The 13,737-nt window shown below is 57.5% G+C and carries 8 protein-coding genes, 4 tRNA genes and 1 rRNA gene; 3 read left to right on the top strand and 10 right to left on the bottom strand.

Annotated elements, in window-relative coordinates:
* A 16S ribosomal RNA gene (locus NQ018_RS10835) occupies positions 1–101 on the bottom strand; the annotation flags it as partial.
* A gap of 430 nt (positions 102–531) precedes the next feature.
* Positions 532–1,800 (bottom strand): UDP-N-acetylglucosamine 1-carboxyvinyltransferase, encoded by a 1,269-nt coding sequence (gene murA / locus NQ018_RS10830; RefSeq protein WP_257060937.1) that lies wholly within the window; start codon positions 1,798–1,800, stop codon positions 532–534.
* A 120-nt stretch (positions 1,801–1,920) separates the two neighbouring features.
* On the opposite strand from murA, the gene NQ018_RS10825 reads away from it, so the two are divergent.
* Entirely contained in the window at positions 1,921–2,514 is a 594-nt protein-coding gene (locus NQ018_RS10825) for a cob(I)yrinic acid a,c-diamide adenosyltransferase (RefSeq protein ID WP_257060936.1), read from the top strand.
* A 16-nt stretch (positions 2,515–2,530) separates the two neighbouring features.
* On the opposite strand, the gene ramA is transcribed toward NQ018_RS10825, so the two are convergent.
* Complete coding sequence (gene ramA / locus NQ018_RS10820) at positions 2,531–3,373, bottom strand: acetate metabolism transcriptional regulator RamA (RefSeq protein WP_257039240.1); 843 nt, start codon at positions 3,371–3,373, stop codon at positions 2,531–2,533.
* A gap of 754 nt (positions 3,374–4,127) precedes the next feature.
* Between ramA and cysK the strand changes: the two genes are divergently transcribed.
* Both cysK and epsC read left to right on the top strand, forming a co-directional pair.
* The gene (gene cysK, locus NQ018_RS10815; protein WP_257060935.1) at positions 4,128–5,063 is read left to right on the top strand and encodes a cysteine synthase A; all 936 of its coding nucleotides are present in this window, start codon (positions 4,128–4,130) and stop codon (positions 5,061–5,063) included.
* Positions 5,064–5,161: 98 nt separating this feature from the next.
* Positions 5,162–5,728, top strand: a complete 567-nt coding sequence (epsC, locus tag NQ018_RS10810; protein WP_257039236.1) for a serine O-acetyltransferase EpsC — start codon at positions 5,162–5,164, stop codon at positions 5,726–5,728.
* 63 nt (positions 5,729–5,791) lie between these two features.
* On the opposite strand, the gene NQ018_RS10805 is transcribed toward epsC, so the two are convergent.
* The 7 genes from NQ018_RS10805 to NQ018_RS10775 form a co-directional block, all read right to left on the bottom strand.
* Positions 5,792–6,061, bottom strand: coding sequence for a GNAT family N-acetyltransferase (locus tag NQ018_RS10805; protein WP_257060933.1), 270 nt, complete (start codon positions 6,059–6,061; stop codon positions 5,792–5,794).
* A 129-nt stretch (positions 6,062–6,190) separates the two neighbouring features.
* Positions 6,191–10,204, bottom strand: a complete 4,014-nt coding sequence (locus tag NQ018_RS11710) for a CLIPPER-2 domain-containing protein (protein WP_257060931.1) — start codon at positions 10,202–10,204, stop codon at positions 6,191–6,193.
* 198 nt (positions 10,205–10,402) lie between these two features.
* Positions 10,403–10,478 (bottom strand) — tRNA-Phe (locus NQ018_RS10795).
* 24 nt (positions 10,479–10,502) lie between these two features.
* Positions 10,503–10,576: transfer RNA gene (locus NQ018_RS10790), tRNA-Asp, on the bottom strand.
* A gap of 216 nt (positions 10,577–10,792) precedes the next feature.
* Positions 10,793–12,913: an LPXTG cell wall anchor domain-containing protein gene (locus NQ018_RS10785; RefSeq protein WP_257060930.1), complete on the bottom strand. Its 2,121-nt coding sequence runs from the start codon at positions 12,911–12,913 to the stop codon at positions 10,793–10,795.
* A gap of 195 nt (positions 12,914–13,108) precedes the next feature.
* Positions 13,109–13,182: transfer RNA gene (locus NQ018_RS10780), tRNA-Asp, on the bottom strand.
* A gap of 25 nt (positions 13,183–13,207) precedes the next feature.
* A tRNA-Glu gene (locus NQ018_RS10775) sits at positions 13,208–13,280 on the bottom strand.
* Positions 13,281–13,737: the final 457 nt, after the last annotated feature.

The raw sequence follows: 13,737 nt of genomic DNA, 5'->3' as shown, positions 1-13,737 counted from the left end.
ACTCGAGTACCCAAAGCAAGCTTTAGGCCTTTCCGTTCGACTTGCATGTGTTAAGCACGCCGCCAGCGTTCGTCCTGAGCCAGGATCAAACTCTCCACAAAAAACAAGAAAAAACAAATTCCCTTGCAAACATTGTTGGAAAGCCCAACAACTGGCAAAAAATAAAAGCGTGTGAGGCTCCGACGAGGAACAACCCCACACACAAAAAACAGTTTTTAGCTATAAGTATTTTCACAAGCAAGCCACACTTGCCCGGTCAACACCACAACACAAAACCAAAAAAATAAAGTACAAAAATATTTTAAGTACATTGGCACACTATTGAGTTCTCAAACAACCACCACACACCCCAGCAACCAACCCACAAAAAAGGCAAGCCACCAAAAGCAGTGAAAAAGGTATTCGCCAACCGCACGTTTTCCTCCCGCCAACACTCCACCAAACACAAAGGTGAAGGGGCGCTGTCGGTCGCGGCGACCCACATAAAGTTACACACAACCAACCAACAACACAAACCCCCAGGCCACAGGCCTAAAATTGATCGGTAGTGCTCACTCGTTCAATGGTTGCGCCGAGCGCTTGGAGGTTTTCCACGAAGTTGGGGTAGCCGCGGTCGATGTGGAAGACGTCATGTACCTCCGTCACTCCGTCCGCGCACAGCGCCACTAGGACGAGGCCTGCTCCAGCGCGAATGTCGCTGCTCCACACGGGAGCGCTGGAGAGCCCTGTGACCCCTCGCATGACCACGTGGTGCCCGTCGATAGTTGCATCCGCTCCGAGCCGCATGAGTTCGTCGACAAAGCGGAAACGGGCCTCAAAGATATTTTCCGTGATGACGGATGTTCCTTGGGCAACGGTAGAGATGCCGATGGCCATGGGCTGGAGGTCGGTGGGGAAGCCGGGAAAAGGCAGCGTTTGGTAGTCCACGGCGAGGGGGCGCTGGTCCATGCGGACGCGGAAGCCGCGGTCGTAGGTTTCCACGTGCGCGCCGGCTACCTTGAGTTTTTCCAGCGGCAGGTGGAGGTGGCGGGGGGCGATGCCGGTGACGGTGATGTCGCCTTGAGTCATTGCCGCCGCATATGCCCAGGTGCCGGCCACGATGCGGTCGCCGATCACCTCATGCTCGGTGGGGTGGAGCTTTTCCACGCCTTCGATGGTGATAGTGGAGGTGCCCTCACCAGTAATTTTCGCGCCCATCTGCTTGAGCATCTCGCAGAGGTCAAAGATCTCTGGTTCGCGTGCGGCGTTATCCAGCACCGTGGTGCCTTCGGCGAGCACCGCCGCGGTGAGAATATTTTCGGTGGCGCCCACGGATGGGAAGTCCAGGCTGATGTTCGCGCCGCGCAGCTTGGAGGCTTGGGCAACCACAGCGCCGTGCTCAATGTGTGTGGTTGCGCCGAGCTTTTCCAGCCCGGATTGGTGCATGTCCAGCGGGCGAGAACCGATGGCGTCGCCGCCGGGGAGTGCAACAACGGCGCGGCCGCAGCGGGCAGTAAGAGGGCCGAGCACGCAGACGGAGGCACGGAACTTGCGCACGGCGTCAAAGTCAGCGTTCGGGGAGGTTTCTGCTGGGGTGTCAATTACAACGGTGTCACCGTTGATCTCCACTTGGCAGCCCAAGCCCTCGAGCACGCGCTTCATGTAGGGGACGTCGAGGATTTCGGGGCAGTTACGCAGTGTGGTGCGGCCTTCCGCCAAAAGCGCTGCTGCCATGAGTTTGAGCACTGAATTCTTTGCGCCGGAGACGTTTACTACGCCGCGCAGTTGTGCTCCGCCAGTTACAAGGAAGCGATCTTTCACGCTCCCCACCCTATCCCACGCGGGCTCACACATGGGCCCACTCACTGCTAGAGCTCACTGCCAATGCAAGCATTTCCCATTTCCGCGCACGCGCGAAGTTTCATCGCTAGCGTGGAAGCCATGGCTGTTCACTTGACAAAGATTTATACCCGCACGGGGGACGACGGCACCACGGCGCTGGCGAATTTTGAGCGCGTCTCCAAAAACGATGCCCGCCTGGCGGCCTATGCGGAATGTGATGAGCTCAATGCGCAGATCGGCGTAGCAATCGCGCTGGGCAACCTCCCGGATGCCGTGGCCACCACCCTCAAGCGCGTACAAAACGAGCTCTTCGACGCCGGCGCGGACCTCGCAACGCCCATCGAGCCGGAGCCCAAGTACCCTCCGCTGCGCATCACTCAGGAATACATCGACCGGCTAGAGGCGGACTGCGACTCATTCAACGAGACGCTGCCCAACCTCAACTCCTTCATTTTGCCCGGCGGCACCCCCGGCGCGGCGCTGCTGCACACGGCACGGGCAGTTGCTCGCCGAGCTGAACGCGCAGCTTGGGTAGCCACGCACGAGCACCCCGACACCACCTCCGCACTCCCCGCCAAGTACCTCAACAGGCTCTCTGACCTGCTATTTATCCTCTGCAGGGTAGCCAACGGCGGTGACGACGTGCTCTGGGTCCCAGGTGGCCAGCGCGGAAGTGCCGCGGAAGGCAACTAAGATTAGGGCTTAGGGCTTAGGGTAGGGCGCCAATCCGACGGGCCGCGTTGACGGCTTCGTAGCGGGTATGTGCGCCGAGCTTGCGCATTACGGATCGCAGGTAGCTCTTCACCGTTTCCGCACCAATGCCCATTTCCTCCGCGGCCTCCACGTTGGTGTGGCCGAGCGCAACGCAGGAGAGAACATCCAGCTCACGCGCAGAAAGCTTGGTGGTTTGCTTCACATGGACTGGGGCTACCATTTGGTCGCAGAGGTCTTCTAGCTCCTGGCGAATGTCCTCTTGCTCTATGCGGTTGGCCAGCATACGCAGCTTGGAGTGGGTGGCTCGGATCTGCTCCCACTCGGCGGAGTTCATCATGCGGCCTTTGCCTCCGGTGGCGGCACGCATACCGTCATTGCGGCGCGCAGCCGCGTTGATGGCGAGCTCCTGCTCTAGGATGCGGGCGGTCATGGTGACCTCTTCAATCACCTTGTCCCCCAAGCGCACTGGGGAGTGCACACCAACGTAGAGCACGCCGCGGACCTCGCGGGCCACGATCACGGGAACAGCAACAATGGAGTGCAGGCCTTCGTCTTGGATAAGGGAGTCCAGCTCGTGGGAGATCACGTTGGCGCGGGTGTAGTCACTCACGCCTACCGGGCGGCGGGTTTTCACCACGCGCCCGCCAACACCCACGCCGGCCTCAATGGTGAGGTTCTGCAGCGCAGGAGTACGCAGGCCAATCCAAGAACTCATGAGGAGGCGGTTATCTGGAAGGACCTGTGCGTACATGGTCACTGGGATTCCGGTGGCGTTCTTAAGACTCGCCAATGCGGTGCGGATCGCCTCTTCATCTTCCTTGATGCGTGCGGGCTCCACGGTAAACCTCCTGATCGATCACCCTCACTGGCCTATGAGGGGCTCCCGCAGGGCTGGTGGTGGGTGAAATCCACTCCATTTGGGGATACCCATATGAGGGTGAAACCTTTTCAATGTGGCGTCAGTATAGCTTTCCCATGGGGGGACAACCAAACCCCCTCCGCGTACACAAATGCACATTGCATGACCGTTTTCCAAAGAAAAAGGGGGAGGGAAACCGCCCCCAGATTCCCCGCCTTCACAAGCCTGAAATATGTAAAAGTAAGCTATCTTGCCATTTTATGCAGGAGGGTTCGCCACATCATCCCACCTCAATGCGTGCAACCACCAGAGGATTTGCCAATAATTTTTATGCATGCAAGGCCAGCAAACCTACCCCTTTGCTGAACTCTCAAAACCACAACGCCCCCATGCCGCCTGCCCACTTCCCCACCGCCCGAATGGCACTTTGTGGAGAAATGGTAAGCAGTATCACATCCCCAGGTAGCAAATCTGCGCCGCCCAGTTTCCATGCAAACAATTGCACTTCCCCTGCCGCCCAATTTCCCCTCCCAGTCACCGCCGAAGTGCGGCCTTGGGGGCGTCGGGAAGTTCCCCGAAAAGCAATCTAGACAAAGAGGTCTAAATAAAGAGACCACTTGGTCTAGCAATTTTGTCCAGGGCGTTGTATTGTGGGCTGCATGCCCGCGGCACAGACCCTACAGTTTGGGCCTTGAGCTGCGGCAGGAAGCCAATTAGAGCAAAAGGAGCCATCGTGGCAAAGATTTACAACAACATTCTGGACACCGTCGGCAATACCCCGCTGATCCGCCTGAACAACCTGACCAAGGATCTGCCAGGCGAGGTCATCGTGAAGGCAGAGTTCTTTAACCCCGCGAATTCCGTGAAGGATCGCATTGGTAAGGCGATCATCGACGCCGCCGAGGCATCCGGCGAGCTGAAGCCAGGCGGCACCATCGTGGAGGCTACCTCCGGCAACACCGGCATCGCCCTCGCTCTTGCTGGCGCTGCCCGCGGTTACAACGTTGTGCTGACCATGCCTGAGACCATGTCCATCGAGCGCCGCGTGGTGCTGCGCGCTTATGGTGCAGAGATCGTGCTCACCCCAGGTGCAGCCGGCATGCAGGGCGCCGTGGACAAGGCCAACGAGATCCTTGCTGAGCGCGAGGGCTCCATCCTGGCTCGCCAGTTTGCCAACGAGGCGAACCCAGAGATCCACCGCAAGACCACCGGTGAAGAGATCTGGAATGACACCGACGGCAACATCGACATCTTCGTTGCAGGCGTTGGCACCGGCGGCACCCTCACCGGCGCTGGTGAGACCCTGAAGGGCCACAACCCAGACATCAAGGTGTACGCAGTGGAGCCTGCCGCTTCCCCACTGCTCACCGAGGGCAAGGCTGGCCCACACAAGATCCAGGGCATGGGCGCAAACTTCATCCCAGAGGTGCTCAACCGCAAGATCTACGAAGACGTGCTCACCGTTTCCAACGAGGACGCCATTGAGACCTCCCGCAAGCTGGCCACCGAGGAAGGCATCCTGGGCGGCATCTCCGCTGGCGCAAACGTGAAGGCTGCTCTTGAGCTGGCCGCTCGCCCAGAAAACGAGGGCAAGACCATCGTCACCGTGATCCCAGACTTCGGTGAGCGCTACGTCTCCACCGTGCTGTTTGACGACATCCGCGACTAATCCCCGCACCCCAGATACCCACCTCATTTCCCATGGGGTGGGTATTTTTATTCACCTAGGCGCCTGTGTGTTTGCCCAAGCTGATAGGCTCTTTTCCCATGTACCGCATCATCTCAACGATCCGCGAAGATCTGGCCAACGCCCGCGAGCACGACCCTGCCGCGCGCGGCGATCTAGAAAACGCCATCGTGTACTCGGGCCTCCACGCCATCTGGGCCCACCGCGTATCTCACTGGCTGTGGACTAGGGAGCACCGGGGAGTTGCGCGAATCCTGAGCCAAGCCACCCGCTTCCTCACCGGCATTGAAATCCACCCAGGGGCCACGATTGGCCGCCGCTTCTTCATTGACCACGGCATGGGTATTGTGATTGGCGAAACAGCGGAGATCGGCGACGGCGTGATGCTCTACCACGGTGTCACCCTGGGCGGGCAGGTACTCACCCAAACGAAGCGCCACCCCACCATCGGCAACAACGTGACCATCGGCGCAGGCGCCAAAGTATTGGGCCCCATCACCGTGGGTGAAGGTTCCGCGATTGGCGCAAACGCGGTGGTGACCAAGGACGTTCCCGCTAACCACATTGCCGTCGGTATCCCCGCGCAAGCGCGCCCCCGGAAAGAAGGCGAGCGAATCAAGCTCGTGGACCCGGATTACTACATCTAAACACCTGATGCAGCAACGCCTGCCTGCCCCTTTCACTGTGGGGCGAGGCAGGCGTTTGTTGTGCTAGCTCTTGTACTCTGGGTTCTTCTCAATGAAGTGCTGCACCGCAGAGCACGTTGCGATGTACGGCAGCCCCTCGTCCTTGGTGTAGTCCAACGCCTGCTGAATGAGCGGCTTGGAAAGACCTTGGCCCTGGAATTGCTCCTCGATCACCGTGTGGTCGAATTTGCGGGTGCCTTCGCGGTCCACGAACCCGGCGAATCCGGCCGTGGTGCCGTCAACAGTGAGCACAAAACGATTCTTTTCTTCATCCTTGCGTACTTCAATTTCCATGCGCCCCACTCTACGCAGGCCGACGTCAGCGTGCAGGGAAATCCGGAGGCTGTGCCATCGCGGGCAGCGAAAACCCGCGGCGTTCCCCTAATGAGAACAACCGCGGGTCTTCACCTCACTCAGTAGCCGTTAGTGCTTCCTGCGTGCACCGAGGTACAGCGCAGCACCAAGGGCCGCCAGCAGGCTCGCCGCTGCCAGCACAATGCCGATTCCCTGAACGCCAGTGTTCGCCAAGATGCGCTTCACCGGCGTTTGCGGCTGGTTTTGGCTCTGGTTCTGGTTCGGGCTTGGGCTAGGGCTAGGGCTTGGCGCGGCTTCACTACCGACGCCCACCTGCCCGCCAGTCTGAGGCTGTGCAGGTTGCGCCGGGGTGCTGCCGCCTGCAACGCCACCGGTGCTGCCGTTGCTACTTCCATTCCCGCCCCCTGGGATTGGGACAGGAATTGGGATAATCGGCAGACCGGAGATCCGAGGCTCCTCCGGCTGAACCGTTGGTTCGGTGGTTGGCTCCACGGTGGGTTCGGTGGTGGGTTCGGTGGTGGGTTCGGTGGTGGGTTCGGTGGTTGGTTCGGTGGTTGGTTCCGTGGTGGGTTCGGTGGTTGGTTCGGTGGTTGGTTCCGTGGTTGGCTGAGTGCTTGGTTCCGTGGTGGGAGGCACTTCCTTTTCCGGCACCGCAACGGTTGCCGCACCTGACGCCTTCACGGAAGGATTCGTAGAGCTCTGCGCGGAGACCTCAGCGGTGTTGTCCACCGTGTATGGATCATCCTTGCGTTCTGCTGGGGACGAAGCGGTGAACACCACTTCCTCGCCTACCTTCAGGGTTCCCTCATCACCTGACCAAGTTGCAGCAGGAGCGCTCAAACCGGCCAGTTCATCCTTCAACTCAACGTTGGTGAGCTCAGTAGTGCCAGTGTTTTTGGCGGTGATAGTCCAATCAATCTCTTCGGTGGCAGTGTTGTAGACACCCTGCTTGCTCACCGTCAGCTCGCTACGTGGCAGCTTTGCGGTCGCGGAAGCCGCGCCGGAGACTACGGTGTTGGCCGCGTCGTTAATTCTGCCTCGTACGTCCACGTTGTTGGTGACGCTACCGGTCGCTCGATTCTGATCGGTGACTGGCGTTGTTACCGTGCGAGTTTCTTCGGCGCCAGGTGCGAGGGAATCGATTTTATCAATGGCATTGGGTGCAAGCGAGTCGTCGAAAACGAGGTTGTTGACCGTGACATCTCCCTCATTCTTTACCTTGATGGTCCAGGTGATTTCCTGCTCGGTGATCGTCGTTGCTTCCTTAGTCACCGTGATCTTCGCGTTTGCCGTAGTGGAGACCTCCGCTTTAGCGGTATCGCGCACAGGCTTATCCTTGAAGGCTGCTACGACCACAGCCTCGTTGACCACCTTGCCCGCGAGGCGATGGGCTTCCGTCACGGTGGTAGTGGCCTTCCATTCCACGCTGTCTCCCACAGGAAGAGACTTGATATCGGAAGAAGTTTCCGGGGCTGCATCCACCAGGGTGTCAGTAAGTTTGAGGTTTTGCAGGGTGACGTTGCCGTTGTTGATTGCTCGGATTGTCCAGAGAACCTGCGTGCCGTCAGCGTTCAGCTCACCCTGCTTTTGCAATGCGATGCTCGGAGATGCTTCAAGCGGGACCGTTGCTTGAGCGGTAGCAGTAACTGTTGCTTGTGTATTTAGAACACCTGCCGTCACGGCGATGGAGTTCGCGGCTTGTCCAGCTACGCGCTGAGCTTCGGTAACGGGAGTTCTGATCTCAAAGGTCCCTAGTTCCTTTGGGGCGAGTTTCTGAGGCGCGTCTGCTGGAATGGTTGGTTTCTCCCCAGTGTCCATGGTGTCCGTAAAGGTGAGATTTTCCAGCAGTGTGCCGCCGGTGTTTTCCACCGTGATCGCCCACACGATCTCCGTCTGGGCGTCGTTCAGCGTTCCGGCTTTTGTGATGTTCACACCAGCTTCCGCAGTTGGAGTAACCCAAGCCCGAGCCTTGTTCGTAGTCAGGGTAAGTGACTGCCCAGCAACATCAACCTGGAACTTGGCCTCGGCCTCATTGGTGACCTTTAGGCCCATCACCTGAGGGGTCACCTCGGTTATCCCCTCGGCGATTTGGGTAATGGAGGTTTCCTCTACCCAGGTGGGGGCGGAACCGACTGCGGTTTGTTGATCGTCGTTGCTAGTCAGATCAATCGCTGGGGTTCCCTGAGTCAGCGTCAAGGGATCACGGTGAGTTGTGCCTTCGGTGAAGGAAAGGCCTTGGTCAACCGTGTCGTTGAGCTCGGTCAAAGTAGCAGTGATTTGAGGGGCCGTGGTGTTCTCAGGACTCACGCCTGCGGGAGCTTGCGGATCGTCAACCTTGCTGGTTGCGGAACTCAGCGTCTTATCTACGCTGATTGTCCACTGGATCTCCTTGGCATCAACGTTGTAGGTGCCCTTCTTTTCCAGGTTCAGGGTGTCACACTCACGGTCCTTCACATCCACGGAAAGCCAGTCACCATTACCAGCACCGTTCCATGCGGATACACGCAAATTGGTGACGTCGTTAGCCAACCCAGTCACCAGATGGTACTTATTCGTGCTTTTCTCCGTGGGAACTACGGACCAGGTTGTTCCACCATCAGTAGATTGCTCCACCACGTAGTCCTCCGTAGGAGCTACAGAAAGGGTTGCGTTTTCCAAGTGGTCCCAAGAAAGCAGGTAATCCTGACCGTCGTCCTTGCAGAGCTTGGAAGCAGTGAGTTTGGTGATTGGCCGTGGGGTCTGGGCTAGGATACGCACGCCCTGAGCAGTTTGCCCTTGGTTTGCAGTGAGGAACATGTATCCGTTCTTGTCCCACGCGAGACCACGCGGAATCTGGATACCTGGAACCGCAACTGTTTGGGGGTTCGCTGTGAGAGTATCCACACCCTGTTGGGCATTATCTTGAGCAGTGCTGCCCTGCCTCCATTCACGAACAAATTCACCTTCCGGCGTGAACTCCTGGATAGCATTCATTTGCTGCGACCAAGCAAACACGTTGCGGTAATTTGCAGAATTCTCCACGGTATTCACAAACGGCCCGAACATCACGTCACCAGTGACGTTGAACCTGCCCTCGCCGATACGCCCAAGGTTTGTTACACCATCTGCACCAACTTTCCATAGGTAAGGCCTGTTGTTGCTGACGTACGCGGACTCCCGGAAGTTCACCAGGGAAATGTAGTAGTCACCTGTGACAGGATCGACGGCCACGCCATTGGGGTTGTGGTCAGCATCGCCCTTTGCGGTTTGAAACTCAGCAGGGGTGACATTGTTCAGCAAAATGCTTGGTACTGGGGTGCCGTCGCTCGTAAACTGCACCAACGAGTTAGCCACCTCAGCGTTTGCCACCACATTGCCATCTGGCTTTAACGCGAGAGAGGTTGAATATCCATTACGGAAATTTCCTGGCCGAATTCCATCACTCCACACACCCCTGGTGCCCGCGCCTTGAAGTTGCGTGCCATCCGCGCTAAAGCGCTTAATACGTTGATTGGGGACATTTGGCTGCTCGGAGTCAACTACCCACACTTCACCGTTGGGCTGAATTACCATGCCACGAGGGCCATGTTCAGTGTTTGGCGTTCTCGCGCTAGTGAAAACGCCATCGCGGATGGTTTGAGCAAGATCAAATCGGGAACCGTAGCCTGAGGTTTGCCCAGTGTTTGCGGGGTTGGTGTACGAGCCGTCGGCGCCAAGATCAGATACCACCTGGGCATCTTGGGTGTCGTCGAAACGCAGCACGCGTGGATCGCCACCCTGGCATGGTGCACTGAACGAGCCAACTTGGAAACATTCTAAGCGGCCCCAACCGACTTTTCCGGAATCAGAGACCCAGAGATCTCCGGTAACTGGATTCACTCCAACGCCGTAGGGGAATACATACCTGGCGTTGCCTTGAGGCAGCTTCACGTTGCCGATCAGACCCCACTCATACGAGCCTTGGGCCTTACCTGCCGTGTAACTGACCGACGTTTCCGAGCCGCTTGTTGGCGGAACGGGAGTCTGCGCAGCTACTTGGGGGATCGCTACTGCAGTTGCCGATACAGCGACTGCGGCAACTGTAGCCAGTGCCTTGCGCAATAGTGATGAGGGACGCTTCATTGCCTCAACTTTCAGGGACATCCGGAGTTGCCTCACCTCACTCGCCCCAGAGGGCGAAATGTCTGAAGTGGATTCCCGGCAACTTTCCGTAGGGAAACAAACAACTTAAATATAACCTAAAGAATCAATTTTTATTCAAAAGCTGTTGTTAAGCACCCGCAAACATCCACACGAGACAGAAAACACAAAAGAGGCCCTCCGAAGAGGACCTCTTTGCTTTGGTGGCACGGACCAGGATCGAACTGGTGACCTTCCACTTTTCAGGCGGACGCTCTACCAACTGAGCTACCGCGCCACAGGTTTGATTACTCAAACCGTGCGACCCTGACGGGGCTCGAACCCGCGACCTCCGCCGTGACAGGGCGGCGCGCTAACCAACTGCGCCACAGGGCCGTATGACTTTGCAGTCATGCGTGTACCACCGTGCAGAAAACCGCTCTTTGGTACGGTTGATAACCTTACAATACCGAATTGAATCCAAACAAATTAGCAGGTCATCAGATATTTCACTGGGCAGCTTTGCGTGGCAAAAGCAGAAAGGCTTGGAGGATTTCTATTCCTCCAAGCCTCCCTGCATGTCACCTAGCAATTCACTAGGCAAACAAGCCTTTAGCTATTACGACGCTTGCGCACCAGGAACACGCCTCCGGCGGTGAGCAGTGCGGCTGCCGCGAGCAGGCCAACGACGCTTGCACCAGTGCTTGCCAGTTGGCGGTTTTGCGCTGGAGCATCCTTAGCAACGCCCTTGGCCACACCCTTCGCGGGCTGTTGCGCAGGCTGGGTTTGCACCGGCTGCGCAGGCGTACCAGGTGCCGACGGGGTGTTCGTACCCGGTGCCGGAATTGGCACTGGAATTGGAATAATTGGCAGGCTTGGATCCGGAGTTGGCTCTGGCGTTGGTTCTGGGGTCGGCTCCGGGGTGGAGCTCGGAGTGAACTGCCAAGAGCCCTCGAACCAGCGGTACTTACAGTCCGTCACTCCATCACTAATTGGTGCCACCTCGTTGAGCACATATGCTTCGTGAGCGTTGTAGTTGGGGTCGTTTGCATTATCCCCAGCCGCACCAACTTCACCGTAGGTGGTCCACTGCACTGGCGTCCCATTGTTCCAACCCTTGAACTCCCAAGTGCCTACCGAGGTTTCCACCTTGGTGCCCACCGCAGGCAGCGCGCTTGGAGCGTACGCCTTGGCAGCGTCGAGAGACTGATCCTGCAAGCGGGTTGGAAGCGTGGCCAACACCTCCGCAGGCAGGGCCCTATCAAGCGGCTCACCCTGTGCATTGACAGCTACGTAACGGTGGTCGATGGTGACGTCGGTACGCGTCTCATACCGCACAGGGTTGTTGGTTTGCTGATTGAACTGGATGTTCCAGGTGGAATCCCAGCGCTGGGCCATTGTTGCCTGAACATCTGCATCATCGGAGAACGGAAGACGGAAATCACCGATCACACGAGGGTTGCTGCCCTCAAATACCCGGGAGTTCAATGGATCCAAGCCGTCCACCATGCGGTAGTTTTCCTCGGTGACGGTGAGCAGACCCTCTGGGGTGGTGATGCTCAGCTCAACGAGCTCATCGGGCTCGTTTACGGGGGCCTGCCAAGTGTTCGGATCATTGTAAGTCTTCTCATGATCAGCACCGTTGTACGCCAGGTCGAGCTGGCGAGCAAGTACATCGCGGCCAGCACCAGTTTGGCCTCCAGTTACGGAAGCTTGGTAGTGCGCCAGCACCTCTGCCCGAGTAGCTGGATCTTCCACCGGAACACCGAGGTTCTGCGCGAAGTTGACCCACTGTTCGTAGTCCGCCTGGGACTCATAACCTGCCGCGATGGCATTCTGCTTGACGCGGAACTTGATCACAATCGTGCCTGGATCAGCAACTGTGCCGTCCTTGAGGGTGCCACCCTGCTTGAGGTACACCGCTTCGTAGGGGCGCATGACCTCGGCGAAGGCCTTTTGACCTGCGTTTCCGGTGTTGTAGTTAGCTTCTTCGTATGCAGCAGTCCATGCTGCAATATCCGTGACCTTCGCCTCATCAACGGTCACCACCTTGGGGTCTACCTTGAAGGAGATATCAAAGTCGGAAGCAACGGCAAGATCCATGAAGTGATCCAGCCAGTAGTTGTAGTTATCTTCCTTAGACAGGAAAGAATCCTTGAACTCAGGCTCCGCAATCATGCGCTGAATCAGAACCGCTGCGGGGCCAGCAGCAGCTGCAAATTGAGGATTCGCCACGATCCAATCCAGGGAGTCCTGCGCCGATGCCTTTGCTGCGTCAGTGCCATTCCAGACAATGGGAGCCTGACCGAGGGACGTCAAGTAGTAATTCACACCGGCGAGGGAAATCCGCTCGGAGTAACTTACCGCACGCTCCATGCCCTGCTCACGCAACACATTCCATGCGCGTACAACTTCCTGCATGTCCAGCCAACCGGTGTAGCCAATGTTGTATCGAGGCTGGTCAACCACACAGCGGATGCCGTAATTGGCGTTGTCCTGGCCGTTCAGGTGAACCAGTGGGTTTTCCACGTCTGACCACGGGCGCTTGGTGACATCGCTCGTAGACTCCGCCGTTGCACCTTCCACCACTGGCAGAATCTTGGTGTTCGCGTTGACGTTGTGCTGATCACCATCTGGAATCCCGTTAGTCTGGGCACCCGCAAGTGGAGTGCCTGCCAACATGAGGGACGCTGTAGTCAGCACCACGGCTGACTTTGCAGCAAATTTGTTCATTTATTCTCCTTGGGACAAAATTTTCCAAGCTCACCACTGAAGATTCTTTTAAATTCTCAGCGGCAATCTATAGAAAAATCAGAATCAAGAAGAACGCTAACAGATCACACCCCAAAACTAATAGATATGGCGGTGTGAAATTTTCCCCACAAACACAAAACCCAGAACAACTGATGTTGTTCTGGGAGAATAATGCGACCCTGACGGGGCTCGAACCCGCGACCTCCGCCGTGACAGGGCGGCGCGCTAACCAACTGCGCCACAGGGCCTTATTTTGTTTTGGAATTGCTTCCGTACCCCCAACGGGATTCGAACCCGTGCCGCTGCCGTGAAAGGGCAGTGTCCTAGGCCGCTAGACGATGGGGGCCTGCCGCGTAAGGCGACGTTTCACAATATACAAGCAAGCTCCGCACCTGAACAAATCCGCTAGTCAAAGGCATTTTTTTAAGAAGTTTTTGCCACCTCCTATTTGGCGCAGCTCACACCCCCACCGCCTCTGGCCAACTACTATCATGTGTAACCCATTGGTGGCGGGCTTTGTGGCGGCGGGTTTTCTAGCCGGAGAACCGGAGAACCGGAGAGCCGAGACTGCAGAGCTGCAGGGTGCAGGGGTAATTTGGCGTTGGTTTTGTGCGTTGGTAGATAGCTAAAAGTCGATAGGGCGTTGCGGTGGTCGATAGGAAGGCCCTCCAAGAGGGAAAATCGGGTCCTATCGACTTTTAGCTTTCTACCAACGCGTCCTATCGACCAACGCGAGAGCGCCCCACACCAAACCCCAACACCCCAAACCCAACCCCACCCCCACCAAAAGAAAAACCCCGGGG

It is taken from the genome of Corynebacterium kozikiae (assembly GCF_024580965.1).
GTDB lineage: Bacteria > Actinomycetota > Actinomycetes > Mycobacteriales > Mycobacteriaceae > Corynebacterium > Corynebacterium kozikiae.
The sequence above is the reverse complement of the archived record's forward strand: the minus strand, read 5'-3'. Positions and strand labels throughout refer to the sequence as shown.